This window comes from Niallia sp. FSL W8-0951 (assembly GCF_038006525.1).
GTDB lineage: Bacteria > Bacillota > Bacilli > Bacillales > Cytobacillaceae > Niallia > Niallia circulans.
Window position 1 is genome coordinate 2,933,626 of record NZ_JBBOVK010000001.1, and the last position, 22,071, is coordinate 2,955,696.

General features: G+C 35.8%; 19 protein-coding genes. 2 read left to right on the plus strand and 17 right to left on the minus strand.

From position 1 onward, the window contains the following. Positions 1-74: 74 nt before the first annotated feature. From NSS71_RS14630 to NSS71_RS14690, 13 genes are all read right to left on the minus strand, one after another. Positions 75-1,106 carry a zinc-binding dehydrogenase gene (locus NSS71_RS14630; protein WP_047943926.1) on the minus strand — a complete coding sequence of 344 codons (1,032 nt, stop codon included), beginning with the start codon at positions 1,104-1,106 and terminating at the stop codon, positions 75-77. After that, positions 1,107-2,159 (minus strand): galactitol-1-phosphate 5-dehydrogenase, encoded by a 1,053-nt coding sequence (locus NSS71_RS14635; RefSeq protein WP_047943925.1) that lies wholly within the window; start codon positions 2,157-2,159, stop codon positions 1,107-1,109. A 95-nt stretch (positions 2,160-2,254) separates the two neighbouring features. Beyond that, entirely contained in the window at positions 2,255-3,532 is a 1,278-nt protein-coding gene (locus NSS71_RS14640; protein ID WP_047943924.1) for a PTS galactitol transporter subunit IIC, read from the minus strand. 102 nt (positions 3,533-3,634) lie between these two features. Continuing rightward, positions 3,635-3,916 carry a PTS sugar transporter subunit IIB gene (locus tag NSS71_RS14645; protein WP_047943943.1) on the minus strand — a complete coding sequence of 94 codons (282 nt, stop codon included), beginning with the start codon at positions 3,914-3,916 and terminating at the stop codon, positions 3,635-3,637. A 46-nt stretch (positions 3,917-3,962) separates the two neighbouring features. Continuing rightward, entirely contained in the window at positions 3,963-4,262 is a 300-nt protein-coding gene (locus tag NSS71_RS14650; protein ID WP_047943923.1) for a PTS sugar transporter subunit IIB, read from the minus strand. Positions 4,263-4,277: 15 nt separating this feature from the next. Then, the gene (locus tag NSS71_RS14655) at positions 4,278-4,745 is read right to left on the minus strand and encodes a PTS sugar transporter subunit IIA (protein WP_047943922.1); all 468 of its coding nucleotides are present in this window, start codon (positions 4,743-4,745) and stop codon (positions 4,278-4,280) included. A gap of 27 nt (positions 4,746-4,772) precedes the next feature. After that, positions 4,773-6,827 (minus strand): BglG family transcription antiterminator, encoded by a 2,055-nt coding sequence (locus tag NSS71_RS14660; RefSeq protein ID WP_047943921.1) that lies wholly within the window; start codon positions 6,825-6,827, stop codon positions 4,773-4,775. Between the two features lie 392 nt (positions 6,828-7,219). Continuing rightward, positions 7,220-9,235, minus strand: a complete 2,016-nt coding sequence (gene tkt, locus NSS71_RS14665) for a transketolase (protein ID WP_047943920.1) — start codon at positions 9,233-9,235, stop codon at positions 7,220-7,222. A gap of 75 nt (positions 9,236-9,310) precedes the next feature. Continuing rightward, positions 9,311-10,174 (minus strand): 6-phosphofructokinase, encoded by an 864-nt coding sequence (locus tag NSS71_RS14670; RefSeq protein WP_235844536.1) that lies wholly within the window; start codon positions 10,172-10,174, stop codon positions 9,311-9,313. Between the two features lie 237 nt (positions 10,175-10,411). After that, the gene (rpiB, locus tag NSS71_RS14675; RefSeq protein ID WP_047943918.1) at positions 10,412-10,858 is read right to left on the minus strand and encodes a ribose 5-phosphate isomerase B; all 447 of its coding nucleotides are present in this window, start codon (positions 10,856-10,858) and stop codon (positions 10,412-10,414) included. Positions 10,859-11,187: 329 nt separating this feature from the next. Beyond that, a complete protein-coding gene (locus NSS71_RS14680; RefSeq protein WP_053215769.1) occupies positions 11,188-11,403 on the minus strand; it encodes a DUF3923 family protein in 216 nt (71 codons plus the stop codon). Positions 11,404-11,987: 584 nt separating this feature from the next. Next, entirely contained in the window at positions 11,988-12,827 is an 840-nt protein-coding gene (locus NSS71_RS14685; protein WP_047943916.1) for an aldo/keto reductase, read from the minus strand. Next, a complete protein-coding gene (locus NSS71_RS14690; protein WP_047943942.1) occupies positions 12,824-14,008 on the minus strand; it encodes an MFS transporter in 1,185 nt (394 codons plus the stop codon). The genes NSS71_RS14685 and NSS71_RS14690 overlap by 4 nt, the downstream gene beginning before the upstream one ends. Before the next feature lie 197 nt (positions 14,009-14,205). On the opposite strand from NSS71_RS14690, the gene NSS71_RS14695 reads away from it, so the two are divergent. Continuing rightward, on the plus strand, positions 14,206-14,568 hold the full coding sequence (locus NSS71_RS14695) for a winged helix-turn-helix transcriptional regulator (protein WP_047943915.1): 363 nt from the start codon (positions 14,206-14,208) through the stop codon (positions 14,566-14,568). Positions 14,569-15,134: 566 nt separating this feature from the next. Here the strand turns inward: NSS71_RS14695 and NSS71_RS14700 are convergent. Next, positions 15,135-16,556 (minus strand): S41 family peptidase, encoded by a 1,422-nt coding sequence (locus tag NSS71_RS14700; protein ID WP_047943941.1) that lies wholly within the window; start codon positions 16,554-16,556, stop codon positions 15,135-15,137. 154 nt (positions 16,557-16,710) lie between these two features. Between NSS71_RS14700 and NSS71_RS14705 the strand changes: the two genes are divergently transcribed. Continuing rightward, the gene (locus tag NSS71_RS14705; protein ID WP_061801328.1) at positions 16,711-17,538 is read left to right on the plus strand and encodes a manganese catalase family protein; all 828 of its coding nucleotides are present in this window, start codon (positions 16,711-16,713) and stop codon (positions 17,536-17,538) included. A 94-nt stretch (positions 17,539-17,632) separates the two neighbouring features. On the opposite strand, the gene NSS71_RS14710 is transcribed toward NSS71_RS14705, so the two are convergent. From NSS71_RS14710 to NSS71_RS14720, 3 genes are all read right to left on the minus strand, one after another. Beyond that, positions 17,633-19,816 carry a heavy metal translocating P-type ATPase gene (locus NSS71_RS14710; RefSeq protein WP_047943914.1) on the minus strand — a complete coding sequence of 728 codons (2,184 nt, stop codon included), beginning with the start codon at positions 19,814-19,816 and terminating at the stop codon, positions 17,633-17,635. Between the two features lie 270 nt (positions 19,817-20,086). Next, on the minus strand, positions 20,087-20,425 hold the full coding sequence (locus NSS71_RS14715) for an ArsR/SmtB family transcription factor (RefSeq protein WP_047943913.1): 339 nt from the start codon (positions 20,423-20,425) through the stop codon (positions 20,087-20,089). Positions 20,426-20,641: 216 nt separating this feature from the next. Continuing rightward, on the minus strand, positions 20,642-22,042 hold the full coding sequence (locus NSS71_RS14720; protein ID WP_047943912.1) for a murein hydrolase activator EnvC family protein: 1,401 nt from the start codon (positions 22,040-22,042) through the stop codon (positions 20,642-20,644). Between the last annotated feature and the right edge of the window lie 29 nt (positions 22,043-22,071).

Here is a 22,071-nt window from a genome sequence, read left to right on the forward strand (position 1 = left end):
AATTAATAATAAAGTAAATAGATAAAAATACCCCGCTTTATGATGTAAGTGGAGTATTCTTATCTGACAGCTGCTTAAGATTCAATTAAAACTTTTATCTCATCACCAGCCATTACTTTTTCAAAACCAGTGCGCCATTCAGCGAGTGATACGATCTTTGTAATCATTTTATCTGTATCGATTTTTCCATCCTCTAGTAATTTCAGGGCAATATCCCAAGAACTAGGTTTTTGAGAACGACAGCCGATATAGTTAATTTCGCGTTGAATAATGGACTCTTGATCGATTTCATTTGCTTTCTTTGCAAATAATCCTACTTGAACGAATGTTCCTTTTTTCTTTGTTAGTGCAAGACCTTGGTTTACAGCTGGAACCGCTCCCGAACAATCGAATACTTTATCCGCACCATAGCCATCCGTATATTGGTAAACCATTTCGTTCAAATCTTCTTGTAAAAGATCCACGACAACATCTATTCCTAATTCCTTTGCAAGATCTAATCGCTTTCTATCTTTTGTAATGCCAGCCAATATAACGAAGGCGCCTTGTGCTTTTACTACTTGACTTAATAACAATCCAATGGGACCAGGACCAAATACTAAAACAGTATCGTTTTCTGCAATCATTGTTTTTTCTAACGCAGCATGAACACAACAAGCTAATGGTTCTGTTAAAGCAGCTGCTTCTAAACTAACCTTTTCGTTTAATACATGTATGCTCTCTTCCCTAGCAATCACATATTCTGCCATACTACCATTTACTTGTGTACCAAGACCTGTTCTATTTGGACAAAGATTATAGTCCTTTTCTTGACAATAGATACATTCTCCGCAAGTTGTAAAGGTCGTTTCACTTGTTACTCGATCTCCGACTTTTACTCTTGTAACATCTTTGCCGACCTCCACTACTACACCAGAAAACTCATGTCCTAATACTACTGGAGTATTTTTACTATTGTATTCTCCTTTAAAGGTGTGAATATCTGATCCACAAATCCCTGTGTATGCAACTTTTATTTTTACTTTATCGTCATATGCAGAAGGCTCATCGATTTCGATTAGCTCCATTTCATCATAACCAGATTTTAATTTTGTTACAGCTTTCATTTAATTCTCACTCCCATTTGGTAAAATTAACACTTTTCCATAGTTCTCCTCACGATTAATAATTAGATTAAAAGCCGCTTGAGTATCTTCTAAAGAAAATCTATGAGAAATTAAATCTTTCAACTTAATTTGTCCCTTTTGTAAAAATGAAATGCTTTTTGTCCATTCTTCACCAGGGAAAGGAGCTGAATAGGAATTCCAAAACCCCTTTAAGGTTAACTCTCTTCTAAAAATATTTTCGAATGCTTTCTGTGATAAAGTTACATCAGAATATGCAATGCCTAAATATCCGATCTTTCCCTTCTTACGTGTAATCAATAAACATTGTTCTTGTGTAATTTTTGAACCTGCACATTCTAAAGCTATATCTACACCAAGGCCATTGGTATATTCTTCGATTTTTTGATATAAGTCTTCTTTTTTTGCATTAATAGTTTTTTCACAGCCAAATGCTCTTGCTTCTGCTAACTTTTCATCGGAAATATCAATAGCTATTATTTCTTTAACCCCGGCTATTTTTAACCACTGAATAACGAGCATACCAATTGTTCCTGCACCAAAAACTGCTACTACATCACCTAAATGCGGCTTAATATTTAATACTCCATGTAAAGCAACTGCCAGTGGTTCAATCATTGCTGCCTCTTCAAAATCCATTTCGCCAATTGATAAAATATTCTTAGCAGGAACATTACAATACTCTGCAAATCCTCCATAAGATTTTGATCCTATCATTCCATGATTTTCACACAATGAAAATTGTCCCTTTAGACAATATTCACATTCGTTACAAGGTATAAAAGGAATGACAACAACTCTTTCACCAACTTTCACATTTGTAACCTTAGATCCAATTTCAGTAACAATTCCTGAAAATTCATGTCCCATTATTGCTGGTAATGGATATTTCCAAACACTTGTCATTTTATGTGTATCAGATCCGCAGATACCAGCAGCCATTACTTTGACCTTAACTTCTGTAGCATTACAAGATTCTAACTCTATATCTTCATAAATTATTTTGTTTTCAGCGTGGAGAACTGCTGCTTTCATCGTTTAAACCTCCATTCATTATTTTCATTTCAAAATAAAAGCAGACGCACCAGCCTAATTGCTTAAATCATCTGCTTTTATTCATTAAGTTCTAATTATTTTCCAAACAAAAAGGCAACCGCTTCAGAGAATTTTAATATTAACCAGTTAAATAAGTTACCTCCTAGATCTAAACTAGAAATTTGGGTAGCACCCTCAGGTAAAGTAAATTGTGCACCAGAAATCATCTGAGTATGAACCTCCGCAAAATTAGTAGCCATATATAGTGATAACGCTACCATTACGATTCCAGCTAAAACAGAGTGAATGATATTTCCTTTACGAGATCCTACAACAAACGCAATATAAAATGGAATTGTCGCTAAATCACCAAATGGCAGCACTTTATTACCTGGTAAGATTACAGCTAAAAACAATGTAATTGGAACTAATATAAGTGCAGTTGCCATCACTGATGGATGTCCTACAGATACTGCAGCATCCAATCCTATATAAATCTCTCTATCACCATATCTCTTTTGCAAAAACGACCGTGCTGACTCTGAAATTGGTATTAAACCTTCCATTAAGATCTTAACCATACGCGGCATCAATAACATTACTGCTCCCATTGAAATACCTGTTTGTAATATTTTTCCGATATCATAACCAGCAAGTAATCCAATAAGTGCACCAAGGATTATTCCCATCATCATTGGTTCACCAAAAATTCCAAAACGCTTTTGAATGGTTTCAGGGTCTGCATTTAATTTATTTATTCCGGGAATTTTTGCGATAGCCCAGCCTACTAATATACCAATTGGTCCGAAAGCCGCTGTAGAACCAGTTGGTAATGAAATTCCATCAAGCCCATAAAATTTTTGAACCATAGGAGCCGTTTTATCAGCAACAAACAGTACTGCATATTGATAAATAATTGCACATAAAATTGCAAACCACCAACTATCTGTTACAATATAGCCAGTTGCACCAGCTGCAATAAAGTGCCAGTAGTTCCAAATATCAATATCCAAAGTTTTTGTCATCTTTGTTAATAAGAAAAAGATGTTTGCAAATAAACAAATCGGAATTAAAATTGCTGCAACAGGTGATGCCCAAGATAGAGCTGCTGCTGAAGGCCACCCTGTATCAATAACTGTTAGATTTAATCCAAAACGCTCAACCATCTGCTGTGCAGCTGGTCCAAGAGTACTAACAAGCAAATCAATAACTAAGTTAATCCCTACAAATCCAATCCCAATAGTTATTCCCGCTTTTAATGCCTTTTTAAAGCCTGTCTTAAATGCAAGACCCAATAGAATGATAGCAATAGGTAAAATTACAGTTGGTCCAAGATTTAGTACATACTGAACGCCATCTAATAGCTTTTGCATATTTTTCCCTCTTTTCTTTTGTTATATATTAGAATTAATTACTGTTTGTTGTTATATAACAACAAACAGTAATTTCACCCAAATTCCCTTAACTTCTTTTCATTATTGCAAGTGATCAAGTATTTTTTTATCTAAACTTTCCATTCCAATTCCAGTGATATAAGCCGTAGCTATAATTGCTGGTATCTGATAAGTTGTAGGAAGAATAGTAGTTGAAACGATAATATCTGCCTCACTTTGTTTTGAAGCTACTTCTGCTATTTTACATTGAATAACTTCTGCATTAATATTGTTATCCTTCACCAAATTCTCCACTCGATTACAAACTACAGTTGAAGTTGCGATACCTGCTCCACATGCTACTAAAATTTTATATTTTTTCATTTTTAAAATCCCCTTCCATTCTTTTAACTTATTAATTGGCTTGTATTTAGATTGTTTTGTTTGTTTTTTCAAAATAACTTAGAATCTCTTTATCTAGTTTTTCTATACCTAACCCACTAATATAAGCAGTAGCACTGATTGCTGGGACTTTATATTTTGTCGGCAAGATAGTAGTTGATATAATTAAAAACGCATCATCTTGTAAAGATGCCACTTCTGCTATTTTACATTGAACAAGCTCTACCTTTAGATTTTCTCGTCTAAATAATTCTTCTAAATGATCTAAAACAACTGTTGATGTAGCAATCCCTGCACCACATGCCACAAGTACTATTGGCTTGTTCAATCTACTCACCACCTTTCATAAAATTTTAATGCTTTCAAATAATGCTGTTATATCAGATTTATCCTTTGCATGAATAAGCTTTTCAAGATGCTCTTCTACTTGGATGACTTGCATTAATTCCTGAAGAACTTCAATTTGGCTATGTGGCTGATTTAAGCCAAGCATTAATACAGCTTGCACCTCCGTTGTTTTTGTATTATCTTCCATTAAATGAAAGGATACTGGTTTTTCTAAAACAGAAACGGCGATAAATTGCTCCACTACATGTTCCGGATCTGTATGAGGGATAGCGATACTATAATTATTGACACTGAGCCCTGTTGGGAAGATCGATTCTCTCTCCTTAATTTTCGGTAGAAATGTTTCTTTTACAAACCCCTGCTTGTATGCCTTTTCGAACATTGCGTTGAAAAGCTCATCTTGATTTTCTACCTTTAATCCGACGTTTATTAAGCTTTCTTTAATAAATGAAGCAACTGCCATTTTAAACTCCTCCACTTTCACTTAACTTTAAGAATATTTTTTAATGATTTCATATATTTGATTGGAATCATTACTGTTTTTTAAATTGCTGATATCTTCTTCATTTTTCGATAAACTCATCAGCTGTCTTAATGCATAAAGATGTTTATGCTTATCTGTAGATGCCAGTACCACGATAAAATGCACGCAAATATTATCATTATATGGGATACCTTCTTCTATTTTTAATAAGCTCATGCCAACTTTATTTACACCATCTTCTGGACCTGCATGAGGAATGGCTATCACGTTTCTTAGTAAGATATGCTGGACCATTGTAGGATACTGTTTCACCATTTCTGCAATATAATTTTCTGTGATGCTGCCATTATTCAACAGCTTTTCTGCTGCAAGTTGGATTCCTTGCTGCCAACCTTCTATTCTTTTCACCACGGTAATCATGTCTGGTGCTAAGAGAGAGGAAAGGGATAAATCTGTCTTCGCTATTGATTCTTGTGAATCAATAGTTGTTGTAATAGAGAAATGTTCTTGTAAGGTACTGCGCAAAGACTCTTTATCTTTTATTGAAGCATATTTCTCAATTTTCCCCATTAACTGTTCAATGTTGATCACACTAGTATTTAAGTCAAATATTTCTCTTAATACTCGTTGTCTAAGCTGAACTTTTTCAAAATCTGTTAATATGCGATTAATGACAAATTGCTTTGTATCCGTTTGTAAAGGTACTGGTGAAAAAATAATATCCACTTGGTAATTAAGTTGTTGAAATTCCCGAATAGATAAAGCTTGATAAAAGTAAAATTCAGGGAATAACTCACGTAATGTGCTTTCCATTAGGCGTGATATAGATACACCATTTGGACAAACAACTACCGCTTTCTTCTTCTTCTGGATTGTTTCTCCTGAGCTGATTAAATGGCCGCCAATGAAGATGGTGATGAACATTAATTCGCTTTCTGGTATGGGACAGCCGATATATTCTTCTACAGGAGAAATCGAATCCTTTACAATAAAATGAATCGTTTCAAATTCTTCGCTTACTTTTTCCATCATCGTGTAATTCGTCGTTAAATTATATTTCATTCGATAATAAGCAGGCTTCATATGAAGAACCAATCTTTCAAGTAATGCCGCTTTATCTTTGAAGGCTATACACGCTTTATATTCAAAAGTATGAAGAAATTGTTCCAAGGTCCTCGTCAGCTCTGGTATTTGATGATCAGCTAAAAACTGGGCTGATAATATCTTGGATGTAAGCAGCTGCAAGGTTAAAAACAGATGCTCTTCTTTCGGAATAGATTTCATGTCTTTAATTAAGATTTCTGCAGCAATAAATTCTTTTGTATCAGACAAGGCTCGATAATCAATATGGTAAAAATCTTGAATTACTTTCCCTTGTTGAATACGCTTTAGTATGACTGCTAAAATATATGGCAAAAGATTAATTCGTTCATCAATAAACTGAAGGTGTAAACTGCTTTCGACTTCTGCAAGTCTTTCTTTTATCGTTGTCAGATTGTCTTTTGATATATCAATAAACTTTTGAATATAAACTTCGCCATTATAAATCGATAAGATATTTTCCAATACTTCCACTAATAATTTTCGGACATCCCATTCCTTTCCTTTTAATTCATATCCTTTCATTCTTGAATAACTAACCTCAAGTTCGTATGGCTCAATCATTTGCTGAACATTTTTCATATCACGAAGGACCGTATTTTTACTTACACCTAATGCGGTAGTAAAATGCAGTAGGGAAAGCTCTTCACTGCTACTAATAATATACAATAGAATAAATTGAGCTCTTTCCGTTTCAGATGGAATGTAATGTTTATCTACTTGTTCGTCTGTCTTTTCAGCAAATAATTCCATAATGACTGGGCTAATAATGAATTTTCCACCATTTGTTCTTTTGATAGCTGGGTAATTATTCGATTCAAGCCAATCATTAATCTTCTGAAAACTGTAACTAACTTGCCTTCTAGATAACTGAAATTTTTTCTCTAGCTTTATGTTAGAAGTATCCGGATTGCTCAATACTTCCTTTAATAAGATATTACTTCTTTCGTCAAGATACATTATCTATCACCTCTTAACTTGATTTCATTGTAGCATGTAAAAATAAGATATTGTATCCGTTTTCATTTCCATTACTAGTTTGTGAATTGTGTCACTAAGTGATTAACTTGCACAAATCCCAATCTATTCTCCTTCTTTCCTAAAGACAAACTTGTTGCCAAGATTAATCTGATTATGTATGTACAGCATAAAGCATATTTCTTTATTGTGACTGTATTTAACTACTTTTGCTACTTAAACTAATGATAAAGTTGACACCGATTCCTAAGACAAAATTTAACTATTCTATTTTTTCTTTGGTGCCTACTTCTTTTTCTTTGTACAAAAAAGAAGCTAATAACCATCTCACATGGTTATTAGCTTCTGCCCTTTTCACCTAGAACTTTCGGATATTATTTTGCTTTTGCGATAGATGATTTTACTTTTGCTACAACATTCTCAACAGTAAATCCATACTCTTGGAATAGTTTATCTGCTGGAGCAGATGCCCCGAAATGATCAATTGTAATGTGCTCTCCTTTAGAACCGATGTATTCTCTCCAGCCTAGAGATGCACCAGCCTCAATTGCAACACGTGCTTGAACACTTTCTGGCAATACACTTTCTTTATATTCAGGAGATTGTTTTTCAAAACGATCCCAGCTTGGCATACTTACTACATTTACAGAAATTCCTTCTTCTGCTAAAGCTGCTTGTGCCTTGATTGCAAGAGATACTTCGGAACCAGATGCTAAGATTAAGGCCTGTGCAGCTTCTTTACCAGCTGCAACTGTATAAGCACCTTTTTTCACACCTTCATATGCTTCTGCTTTTGTTAAATCTAATGTTGGTAAGTTTTGACGAGTCAACACTAGGGCTGTTGGAGTATCTGTGCTTTCAATTGCCAGTTGCCATGCAGCAGCTGTTTCTTTGGCATCTGCTGGACGAATGATAGAAAGCCCTGGCATTGCACGTAAGGAAGCAAGTTGTTCAACAGGTTCATGTGTTGGACCATCTTCCCCAACTGCAATACTATCATGTGTAAATACATATGTTACTGGTAATTTCATTAATGCTGCTAAGCGGATTGCTGGGCGTAAATAATCAGAGAACACGAAGAATGTTGCGCCAAATACTTTTACTCCACCGTGCAGTGCTAATCCGTTTAATGCCGCACCCATTGCAAATTCACGTACACCAAACCAGATATTTCTGCCGGCATATCCATCGATGGCAAAGTTTTTCTCACTAGTCATTAATGTTTTGTTCGAACCAGCAAGGTCTGCAGAACCACCGAAGAAAGCAGGAACCGCACTAGCAATTGCTTGAATTGTTTTACCAGAAGAATCTCTTGTCGCCATAGAATCTCCAGCATTAAATTCAGGTAATTTTTCTTGTAAATCAGCAGGTAGTTCTCCTTTAATAGCTGTTTCTAATTGAGTAGCTAATTCTGGATATGCTACTTTATAATTTTCATAAAGCTCATTCCAAGCTTTCTCTTTTTCTGCACCTTCTTGTGCTAATGCCGCATAATGCTCCGATACTTCTGCTGGAACGTGGAATGCTTCTTCATATGCCCAACCATATGTTTGTTTTGCTAATTGTGTTTCAGAAGCTCCAAGTGGTGCACCATGTGATGCAGATTTTCCGCCTTTATTCGGAGAACCATAGCCAATAACTGTTTTCACTTCAATTAATGTCGGTACATCTGATTTTTTCGCTTGAGCAATTGCCGCTTGAATTTCAGCTAAGTCATTGCCATCTTCTACACGAATAACTTCCCATCCATATGCTTCAAAGCGCTTTTGAACACTTTCAGAGAAAGAGAGATTTAAATCACCATCTAAAGAAATATCATTGGAATCATATAATACTACTAGTCTTCCTAATTTTAAATGACCTGCAAGAGACGCTGCTTCTGCAGATACGCCTTCCATTAAATCACCATCACCGCAAATGCTGTACGTATAATGGTCAACAACTGGATAATTTTCTTTATTATAGGTTTCTGCAAGATGTCTTTCTGCCATTGCCATCCCAACAGCCATCGCAATACCTTGTCCTAATGGACCAGTAGTAGCTTCCACACCTGGTGTGTGTCCAAATTCTGGATGTCCTGGAGTTTTGCTTCCCCATTGACGGAAGTTCTTTAAGTCATCTACAGTAACACCGTAATTGAAAAGGTGCAGCAAGCTATATAGAAGCATAGAACCATGTCCAGCTGATAAAACGAAACGGTCACGGTTGAACCAGTTAGGATTAGCAGGATTATGATTCATTTCCTTAGCCCATAATGTATAAGCCATTGGCGCTGCCCCCATTGGCATTCCTGGGTGACCAGAATTAGATTTTTCAATTGCATCAATGGATAAAGTACGGATTGTGTTAATAGCTAATTGTTCGATATCTGTTTTTACTTGATTACTCATTTTCCTCATCCTTTTTTGATTTATTTAATGCTAACCCTAAATTAGTAAAAGAATTTATTCATTTTGGCTTAGCGTTTATTTAAATTGAATTCCATCCTTTTGAACGGTGAGTTCACCTGTTAAACAATTATTTTTTATCCATCGCAAGATTTCATCCGCAAGTTCATTTGCAAGGATTCGATCGATGGCTGTTGGGTTTACTCCCATACATAGTGCTTCGTCAATTTCTGTATATTTCCAATCTACCTCTAGCTTACTAATAACTGAATTTTCAATTACCTCTTGTAAAGCTTGGCTATATATTAGAACATTAGAAGTTTTAGTATATGTATAGCTTTTCTTTATCGCATCACATAAAGTGGTAATTTCTTCTTCCTCGTAATCTACTGCTAAATAGTTACCATCCACCGCAAGAGAGATATCCTGCAGCATATTAGTCGATGGGTTCCCCTCTATTGAAAAACCAAATAATCTTGGCTTATCATATTTAAGAGAATGAATGGTATCTTGCACCTTTAACACATTCTGAGTAATACTGTTAAGTGCGGTATCATATCCTAGAGTCCAATCATTTCCTTTAATATTATTGTAAATGGAAACTGGGACAAATAATGTACGCAGCGCTTCTTTATCGGCTATAGAAGTCTGCCATATTTCTTTTGCCTGCGCATCTCCCAATACAACAGTCATATCCATCGGAGCAAGTGTTTGTTCCCATTGATTATTTACTGGTGCAGCGCTTACCTTTAAGATAGTATGGCTTAAGTATGGTGAATCACTCACTTCTTTTATCTCCGTATAATTGACTTCACCGGACCCTCTATCTATTTCCATTCCAAATAGTTGATGCTTAGAAGATAACTCCTCATATAATCGATGAAGAATTTGCTTTACTCCCGAAGGCAAACAACCTAAGACAATTACACCAACCTTCAACACCTTACCCCCTAACCTTTACAAGCTATAAGTAACTAATAATATACAGAAAAAAAGTACATACTTTTTGAAGAAAAAGGACTAATTTTCCCTTTTCTTCTCCATGATATATTTTTCCAAAACCATTATAGCATACAACTTCCCAAGAATAAACCATACATATTTAGTATAACCTATTAATAGTACGTACAAGTTATAATATGTTTCATTTAACAAATTCGAGGTTAATTTGTCCTACTATTAACAATAATATGATTCTAATTCTTTAATTCCACTGATACGCTTTTCATGTCTGCCGCCTAGAAATTCTGCATTTAACCAGGTATCTACTATTAGACACGCTAATCCTTCCCCAGTCACTCTTTCTCCTAAACAAAGGATATTACTATCATTATGCTCTCTTGTTGCCTTTGCTGAGAAGACATCACCAACAACCGCTGCACGAATTCCAGTGATTTTATTGGCAGCAATACTCATGCCTATTCCTGTTCCACAGCATAAAATACCTAGTTGGTTTTCACCATTCACAATTGATTCACCAACACTTTTTGCATAATCCGGAAAATCCACACTTTCTCTACTATAGCAACCAAAATCTTCTACTTCCATCCCCGCATTATGAAGATGGGCTTTTACTGCTTCCTTTAACTGATATCCACCATGATCACTGGCTATTGCAATTTTCATAAACTCATCCTTTCTAGATAAGATGGTTCTATTTCAGATGTATTCTAACATAAAAACTACTATTTGTATTCGGTTGCATGTGAAAACTTTATTAATTTTCAGCCACAAACTAATGGGAATAAGATCTATACCTAAACAATTCCCAGATCATATAGAAATTTGTGTGATAACATACTTTAGTCAACCCAATGTATTTAGTAATATTTAAAAACAAACAAAGAACGATGAATTTTAAAATTCTCTCGTTCTTTGTTTGGATGTTTTCTTGTGAACTAAATATATTAGTTTACAAGAAAGCATTACAGTTATTTATTCATAGGATAGCTGAACTAGGAATGTCTTGTTCTTTTACGAATAAAATAAAACCAGATTAATTGGACTATAAGGATAAATACAAATGGAACAGCCAAAATTATAAATGTAATAATTCTGATTTCAGGAGTTTGCACAGCCCCCGATCCATCTATTTGCCTTGTTGCGATGATAATCGATAGTATTGAAAAAACGACTACCCAAAAAACATTTGCAATCCACCAGAGTTTCACCTTTTTTCTCCTTCCTCCATTACTATTTTCTGCACAAATTGTATTACGGTAATTCGAGAGAAAGGTTACATTTTTTTTAGATTCCCACCATGATTTTAAAATATAAGTAATTGATATAATGACTTATTAGCTGTTATTATACTAATTTGGTTGCGAATTTATTTGTATGAATAAGACGAACAATCTCTAATTTAGTGGTGAAACCAATTCATTCCATTACACTACAGACACTCCGTTTTTAAAGATTATTTGTTTTTCAGCAAACTAAAATTACTAGGAAAAAACAGAGCAGCCTGAATACACGTAGACTCCTATGGGAGCTGCGAGAAAGTCCATGACCCCGCAGGAACGTAGTGACGACGAGGAGGCTTGGCGCTCGCCCCATGGAAAGCGAAGTGTATTCAGGCTGCGGGTGATTACCTCAAACCTTCTTTCCTAAATTTAATTAACCCCCGAACAATTATACGAATATTTTTTAGTGTGTACGTATAATTGTTCGGGGCTATATTTGATTGAAATACTTATGACCCACCCTTTTGTACTACTTCTATTTGTTTCTTTTCAGAAATGGGATTAACGCTCCATTAAAAATCGAAATTATCTGGATCAGGACCAACTCGTTGATCCAGATTTAAGGCATCAATTTGTTCCATTTCGTCTTTTGATAATGTGAAATCAAAAACATTTCCATTTTCGATAATACGGTGCTCTTTAACGGATTTAGGAATCGTAATAATACCATTTTGCAAGTCCCAACGAATAATTACTTGTGCAACAGATTTCTGATGTCTTGCAGCTATTTCCACTAATTCCGGCTGATCGAATAATTGTCCTTGCATTAACGGAGACCATGCTTCCACTTGTATTCCTTTCTCTTGGCAATATGCTATTAACTCTTTTTGTGTAAGCCTTGGATGCAATTCGATTTGATTAATCATTGGTTTCACTTCCGCATCTTTCATCAAGTCTTCTAAATGATGGATTTGAAAATTACTTACTCCAATTGCTTTAACCCTGCCTTGTTTATATAGTGTTTCTAAAGCTCTCCATGCGTCTTTATATTTTCCTTCTTTTGGCCAGTGAATAAGATATAAATCTAAATAATCGAGTCCGAGCTTTTCTAAACTTACTTCATATGCCTTTATTGTTTCTTCATATCCTAAATCGTCTGTCCATACTTTTGAAGTAATAAATAAATCATCTCTTGTAATGCCTGCTTCTTTCATGCCTTTCTTTATTCCTTCGCCAACCCCTGCTTCATTAGCATAAATAGCCGCTGTATCAATACTACGGTAGCCATTCTTAATTGCAGAGCTTACAGCATCCACAAGCACTTGCCCTTCCTCCACTTTAAATACACCTAATCCTAGCCAAGGCATTTTGATTCCGTTTGTTAGTTGAACTGTATCTTGTAAGTTTTTCATCGTGAAATAACTCCTTTTTTCAATGAATTTTTTTCTAAAATTAAGCTGAAACCAGTTAGGAGAATAGCGGCAATAACCATGATTCCGCCTACCCACGAAGTATGGATAAGCCCTAGTGAATTGGTCACTATCCCTCCCAAGTAAGAACCGATTGCTATTCCTGCGTTAAAAGCTGCAATATTTACAGCAGAGGCTACATCTACTGCACTTGGTACATAACGTTCTGCGAGCATTACTACATAAACTTGCAGCCCCGGAACATTCATAAATGCTAATAAGCCCATAAAAAGAATACTTATTAAGCCAATTACCTTAAATGGAAGGGTAAAGGACAAAACAAATAGGATAATAGCTTGGATAATAAACATAAAAAATAATGCCCGAAGCGGGTTTTTGTTTGATAACTTGCCGCCAATCATATTACCAATGGCAATTGCTACACCATACAATAGTAAAATTCCTGCTACTGTATTTTGCTGAAAGCCTGTTACTTCATGCAGTAATGGAGAAAGATACGTGAAAACCACAAATGTTCCTCCATAGCCTAATGCTGTAATAAAAAAAAGCATTAGTAGTCGTAGGTTTGTAACTAACTGCAACTGATCTTTAAAGGTTGCACGGCCACCTTTCGATAAGTTATTTGGCACAAGCAAACTATTGGCGATAAACGCAATGATTCCAATAATAACAATGGTGATAAATGCTAATCTCCAGCCAAAGTGCTGACCGATAAATGTCCCAAAGGGAACACCTGTTACAGTGGCAACCGTTAATCCGGAGAACATGATAGAGATAGCACTTGCTCTTTTTTCTTTCGCTACTAGATCTGCTGCAATCGTGGAACCAATCGACATAAATATACCGTGAGCAAAAGCTGATACAATACGTGCAATCAGTAAAATAGTGATATTGGGAGCAAATGCAGCCATACTATTACCAATAATAAAAACAATCATGATCCCCAATAATAAAGATTTTCGTGAAATATTAGAGGTAATAGCTGTCAAAACAGGTGCTCCAAATGTAACGCCTAGTGCATAAATAGAAACAGTTAATCCTGCTGTTGTAATCCCTACCCGAAAGTCATCGGCAATCAAAGGTAATAATCCAACGCTTATGAATTCAGTAGTACCAATAGCAAAAGCACTAACAGCCAAGGCTATTAACGCAAATGTATTCATATTTTGCTTCAACTTCCTTTTCCTCCTCTTACATATATCGCTAACCACTAGTGGTATTTTTTGTAGTTTTGCATTTTAACCGGCTAGTGTTATTATGAATCATATAAGATAAATAGAAAAGTACGTACTTTTTTGTAATGTAGGAACCTAAAGGTAATATAGGTACAAAAAAGTTCCTATAAAAAATGGAGGATATTATGGAAAATAAAAAATACAATATATCAGTTGAAGCCACTTTGGAAGTAATCGGCGGTAAATGGAAGTGTGTAATTTTGTGCCACTTAACACATGGCAAAAAAAGAACAAGTGAATTAAAACGCTTAATGCCAAATATTACGCAAAAAATGCTTACACAGCAATTAAGGGAATTGGAAGAAGACGGTGTTATCAATCGTATAATCTATCAACAAATACCACCAAAAGTAGAATATGAATTAAGTGACTATGGAAAAAGTTTAGAGCCCATTTTAAATGCTCTTTGTGAATGGGGAGATACTCATATCACAAAAATATACGGAGATAAGAACTTAATGCTGGAAGATAGTGTGTTAAATAAATAAAACATTATTGAGACTGGGGACAAAACAAAATATAAAATGAGTAAAAATGAACATCCTCTAACTTAGTAGGAAAACCATTTTTTCCATTGCGCTGCAACCACTCTATGCGCCGGAGAGCAAGTTTTAGAACGCTGTATTCTTTAGGTGAAGAAGACAGGCTATTTCTTTATTATTTTGGTCAGCATGAGGGGGTTTTGCACTTTTTCTTCTGGGAGCGGGCACAGCTAATGTTCCTCTGTTACTTTTTTGCTCTGCTCCTCTTCCTTTTTGGCACAGAGCACGTTCCTCTGTTACTTCTTCCTTTTATCTATGTAAAATACTTACTTCTTTCAAATTTTCTTCTTTCCTCTTTATTATGAACCTACTTTTTCATCATGCACAATGCAGTGATAAAGAAGTTCAAGCGCAGCCCCATGGAAAGCGAAGCATATTCAGCCTGCGGGTGATTTCCACAACTCTTCTTTCTTTAAATTAAATAACCCGAACAATTATCCGAAAAACCTAATAGTATCTTAAGGATAATTGCTCGGGTTTATCTGGTTGAATTCTTTGTGCCCTACGTTTTATTAATGAACTAAATAGCGGATAGCTGTTTGTAATTGAATATCGTTTTCGTCCTTTTGTTTTTCTATCCTAACTGCTTCCTCCATCTTTGCAGCTGTTTTTCCATCTATCACACCAGTAACCTCCAGTGCATTTTTGCTTTGAAATGCTCTTACAGCTACTTCTGTTTGCGGACTATAATAGCCATCTTGCCTATCTGTTGTGAATCCTAAGCTTGTTAAAATTTCTTGTGCATATTGGACCTGTTCATCATTATCCTCAGGCTTAAGTGAATCTACAATCTGCAATGGGTGGGTATGATATAAGTCCGTTTGCTCGACTTCGATAGTGGGCTTTATTCCTTGTCTATGAATCCAATTTCCATCAGGAGTAAGCCATTTAGAAACCGTTAGTTTGATTTCACTGCCATCATCCATTAATATAGGCTGTTGGACGGTTCCTTTTCCAAATGAATTTTCGCCAATTAGCGGATATCCAGCTCCCTCTTTTAAGGCAGCAGCTAAAATTTCGGACGCCGATGCACTTCCATTATCAATCAATACTACAACTGGATATTCCTTTTGTTTCTTCAAATCAGAATAAAACTGTTCACGATCTCCATTTCGATTCTCTACTTGCACATAAGGTTTTTTATTTGTTAAAAATTGTTCTACGATCGCATTTACACTTGTTAGCAAGCCACCAGGATTACCACGTACATCTAAAATTAGACTTGAAATACCATTTTTCTCTAATTTGCTTAATTCCTTTTCAAACTCACTTGCTGTATCTTTAGAAAATGATGTAATTTCTATATAACCAATCTTTTCTCCACCGTCTTTTATGATATTAGAATAAACCGTGATTTGAGGCACTTCATCGCGGACAATTTCCAATTTTAATGGTTTATCGACTGTTGCTCGCTTTATTTCTAATTCTACCTTTGATCCTTTTTCCCCTCTGATTTGGCTGATAACGTCATTAAGATCTTTTCCTTCTACGTTTTCTCCATTTACTGAAATTATTTGATCTTGAGGTTTAATACCTGCTTTTTCTGCTGGAGACCCTTTTATTGGTGACACAATGATCATTTTATCTTCTTCTATACTAATTTCTGCACCAATTCCTTCAAAAGAAGAATCAAGAGCTTGTTCAAATTGCTTTGCGGCTTCTTGATCCATGTAAACAGAGTATGGATCCTCCAATGTAGCCAGCATCCCTCTTATTGCACCATCTTCTAACTTTTGCTTGTCTACATTTTCCACATAGTTTTGCAAGATTATTTGATAGGCTTTATCCAATTTATCAAGCGAACCAGCCTCCATTGATTGATTATTTAATTGTTCCTCCTGTCTTTTTTCCAACACGTTTATTCCTATATATGTCATTCCTGATCCTGCTAATAAGGAGCCTGCCATATAAATAGCCAACCACTTCCGATTCATTGCAATCGTCCCTTCTTCTGCCACGATGTATTTATCCTTTTTTTATGTATATGAAGGGCTCGGACAACTTATGATTGAAACTATTTTTCAAACTGGACACGTACCTATAAAGAAAGCATGCATAGTATATAAAGAATTATGAGGAGGGGAACCAATGTTTTTTCACATCAAAGAGCTGGCCTATGAAGCAAAACCTGAGAGGCCGGATCCCGTTTTCGCTAAAAATTTACAGGAACTAATCGGTGGACAATTTGGAGAAATGTCGGTCATGAATCAATATTTATTCCAAGCTTGGGGAACAAGAAAAAATGATAAATATCGTGATTTATTATTAGATACTGGAACAGAAGAAATTGGCCATATTGAATTACTATCAACCATGGTAGCAAGGTTATTAGATGATGCCCCCGTTACCGAGCTTGAAACAGCAGCTGCAAGTAATCCCGCAATGGCGGCTATTATTGGTGGAACTAATCCACAGCATGCGATCGTTTCAGGACTTGCCGCAATGCCAAAGGATAGCGTAGGTGTACCTTGGAATGGAGGATATGTGGCTGCAAGCGGAAATCTACTCGCTGATATGCGCGCAAATTTAAATGCAGAATCGCAAGGCAGGCTCCAAGCAGTCCGGTTGTTTGAGCAGACCGATGATCGAGGCATTAAAGATATGTTATCGTATTTAATTGCACGGGACACGATGCATCAAAACCAATGGCTTGCCGCTATTTACGAATTAGAGCAACAAGAAGGCGTAGTTGTACCAAACACTTTCCCTAGAAAATTAGAAAAGACAGAAGTATCTTATCTCTTTCTTAATCATTCAATGGGAGATGAAAGCAGTAAGGGGAGATGGGCATCGGGACCAAGCATGGATGGTATGGGAACATTCCAATATGTCCGAGATGTACCACCATTTGGCTCTGCACCTAAATTAAAGCCTGCTCCTCCAGCTGAACATAATACTCCTCCTAATGTTAAATAGGGGTCAATTTCATTCAAATAAAAACGGAGCGAGTGGTCAGTATACTAGCTCCGTTTTTTCTTTGGAAATGAGTCCCCTCTCGGAAATTCTCTCTTTATAACCCTTTCACATGCAATACTCTCATTGCATTAATAACGGCAAGAACAGTAACACCTACATCAGAGAAAACTGCTTCCCACATCGTTGCAATCCCAAATGCGCCTAGTAGTAAAAAGATTGCTTTAACTCCTAAAGCAAATATTATGTTCTGCCACACGATTCGGCGGGTCCGTTTTGCAACAGACAGTGCTGTTGCTATTTTAGAAGGCTCATCTGTCATAAGGACGATATCTGCTGCCTCTATTGCTGCATCAGCACCTAAACCTCCCATTGCCATTCCCACATCTGCTCTTGCCAGAACAGGTGTATCATTTATGCCGTCTCCAATAAAGAGAATTTTTTCCTTTGCTTGCTTATGTTGATCAAGCTTTTCGATTTCTTCTACTTTGTGCTGTGGCAATAATTCTGCATGAACTTCATCTATTTTTAAAAGAGCCCCAATCTTAGAGCCAACCTTTTGAGCATCACCAGTTAACATCACCGTTTTCTTAATTCCTTGTTCTTTTAGTAGTTGGATGGCTTTCTCTGCATCCTCTTTTATCTGATCAGAAATAACAATAGAACCGATGAATTCTTGATTTGCTGCCACATAAATAACTGTTCCGACTTCTTCGTTTGGTAAATAGCTGATATTTTCTTTTATCATCAGTTTTTGATTACCTGCTAACACTTTTTTTCCATCTAGCTCTACCATAATTCCATGACCCGATAATTCTTGATATTCTCCTATGCGTTCCTCCATGATCTGTCCCTGATATGCTTTGCGAATGGATTCAGCAATTGGATGATTAGAATGCACTTCTGCATATGCTGCATATTCCAGCACTTCTTTTTCTGCAAATCTAGGTGCTGGGTGAATGGAATCTACTTCAAATACTCCTTTTGTTAAAGTACCAGTTTTATCAAAAACAACATACTTCACATCATTTAAAGCTTCTAAATAATTGCTTCCTTTTACTAAAATTCCTTTTTTAGATGCTGCGCCAATTCCACCAAAGAATCCTAATGGAATAGAAACAACAAGCGCACAAGGACAAGAGATAACAAGAAAGACAAGGGCCCGATACAGCCAGTCTGAGAAAGTAGCACCACTTATTAAGAGTGGTGGTACGATAGCTAATAATGCAGCTGTTATTACTACTACTGGTGTATAATATCTTGCAAATTTAGTAATAAAATTTTCAGTAGGAGCTTTGCGGTTACTGGCATTTTGAACAAGCTCCAGTATTTTCGTAACAGTTGATTCTCCAAAGTCCTTTGTTACTTCGATTGTTAATACACCCTGATTATTAATATAACCACTAAGCACCTCATTGCCGATTTCTATATCTCGCGGAATGGACTCTCCTGTTAAAGCGGATGTATCGACAGAAGAGCTTCCTTCTATCACTCGCCCATCAAGCGGAATTTTCTCTCCAGGCTTTACGATAATAATATCTCCGATGTTCACTTGCTCTGGAGATAGCTTCTTCAGTTCAGAGCCAACTTTTACATTGGCATAGTCTGGTCGTATATCCATTAAGCTAGTAATCGATTTTCTAGAACGATTGACAGCTATCCCCTGAAATAACTCGCCTATTTGATAAAAAAGCATAACAGCTACTCCTTCAGGATATTCCTGAATAGCAAAAGCTCCTAATGTAGCGATAGACATAAGAAAATGCTCATCAAATACTTGCCCACGTAAAATATTTTTTATCGCTCTAAATAAAATGTCTCCTCCAACAATTAAATAGGCCAAAAAGAAAAGAGCAAATTCCGATATTCCGTTTAAAGGAGCAAAAAATCCAATTGCTGCAACAATCGTTCCAGCTGCTAATCTTCCAATTAATCTCTTTGTATTCTCTGTACCATGGTCATGGTCATGCTCATGACCATGAGCGTGATCGTGATCGTGGTGAAGCGGATGATCAGGAGATGGAGAAGTAGCTTTTTTCCTCTTTTCTACCATCTTTACATGTGGCTCTAGTCTTGTGATTGTTTTTTCTGCTTTTGCTAAAATACTCTTTTCTTCTATTTCATCGACCTGTAAATGTAATGTTTGTGTAGCAAAGTTAACCGTGCATTCTCTGACTCCATTAATGGATGCTATTCCATTTTCTATTTTCATTGCACAATTTGCACAGTCCAAGCCTTCTAATATAAATTCTTTTTTCCGCAGCTGCTTCTCTTCCTCCATTCCTTTCCCTTCTTTCCTTTAATTTTGATCTATTATATACAATTACTTCTACTTTTAATATATGCACAAATATTCATATACTCATATTTATATTATATGAATAGTCTAATAAAAGTGTCAATCCATTTTCAGATTTTTTGTATAAAAAATACCATTAAAATTTAGAGTAAAAACACTTTAATCAGAAATGGCTATAAAAAAACTGTAGAATTCATCTATCTATTATAGAAGCTTCTACAGTCCTCTACAGTCCATCTAATTGGTATTTTTTTAATGATGTCTTGCGTGATCAATCATTTGTTTTAACACGCCCATTACATGCTCATCATCACATGAATAAATCATAGTAGTTCCTTCGCGTTTATATTTAACTAAACGCAAATTCTTTAGAAAGCGAAGCTGATGAGAAACCGTGGATTGAAGCATACTTAGGCTTTCTGCTATTTCATTAACTGAATGTTGTTTTTTTGATAATAGATGGAGAATTTTTATTCTGGTAGGGTCTGATAATGCTTTAAATGTTTGAGAAACAATAAATAATGTTTCTTCATCCAATTCAAACTTATTTATGGAACTCATTGATTCCTTTTTCTCATTAAATTCGCTCATCTCTATTCTTACCCCTTTATTATTACAAACCTTTCCATCTATTATAGCATAGAAATGATTGCTTTCTGTAGTAACATGATTCTTGCTAAAATCGGTTCTAACAACAAAAAACAATGGCGTTCATTTAAAATGAACGCCATAAAGTCAGGTTTCGGAGAACAAAGAGATTAGGTTTAACTCTCCTTATTTCGGATAAACTAATACTATACTATTCTATTACAATGGAACAATTCCAACTGGGTTAATAGCATTGGATTTCGCTTGATTCCAAGGCCCTTTATGCAATTCGAAATGTAAATGCTGACCAGTAGAATCACCTGTATTACCCATTGTACCGATTTGTTGTCCTTTAGAAACGACATCACCTGCATTTACTAAACGGCTGCCTTCTCTCATATGTGCATACACTGTTGTGTATTGTTGACCATTAATATAATGACTAATAAAAATAACTTGTCCATAACTGCTTGAAGGATATGATCTAATAACTACTCCATCAGCAGCTGCGTATATTGGAACTGTTCCAGTCGCTGCAATATCAACACCTGCATGGAAAGTCCCCCAGCGATGACCTAGCCCTGAAGATAAATATCCTCCACCTGCTGGACGGGTAAAGCTACCAGATGATACAGAAGTTTTTGGCTTGGATGCAGGAGAATTGCTTCCGCTATTAGATGAAGCAGTTGTTTTTGAAGCTGCTTGAGAAGTAGCTTTTGTATTATTAGCCGCTTGCTTTTGTGCTGCAGCTCTTTCAGCCGCTGCCTTTGCTTCTGCTGCTTTTCGTTGTTTTTCTGCTTCTGCTGCTTGTCTTGCTAATTCAGCTTGTCTTTCCTTCTCTAACTTGATTGCTTTTTCCATCGCCACTTGTTGATCCTTCAATAGCTGTTCTTCCTCTTCTAAAGAGAGCATTTCTGCATGAACATGATTTTCTTCTTTTTCCAATTGAGCCATTAATTTATCTTTTTCTTTTTTCTCTGCGTTCAATTGAGAACTCAGTGATTCAAGATCAGCAAGCATGGTTTCAAGTGCATTTAATTTTGACTTTAGCTCAGCTTTGGATTGTTCCAATAACTTTTTATCTGCTTCTTGTTCTTTAATGATTGTTTGATCAGCTTCTACGATTGTTGCTACTGCACCAACTCTATCAATAAAATCACTGATGCTTTGTGAACCCATTAACACATCTAGGTAATTAACCATACCACCTGTTTGTTGATAAGATCTTGCACGTTCCTTCAATAATTCATTTCTTTTTTCAATTCTTGCTGTTACTTCTTCAATTTGCTTCTCTAATTTTTTTACTTCTTCTTTCGTAGTGGAAATTTGTTCTTTTTTCTCTGTAATTTTGACTTGTGTACTAGAGATAGAAGTATTTATTCTTTTAATCTCTGTTTCTACTGAATCTTGTTTAGAATGGATATCATCTAATTTATTGGATGAATCATCTAGTTTTTTCTTTACGTTACTATGCTTATTTTCAATATTACTTTTTTCCTTATTCAATTCACTGAGTGAACCTTGGGCAGATACTGGTGATGCCGTAATAGATGTATAAGCGATCATACTACTTACACTTAGTGTAGATACAAGTGTTAATTTTGCTAGTTTCTTTTTCATTTAGTACAAGCTCCTCCCCCGTATACCAA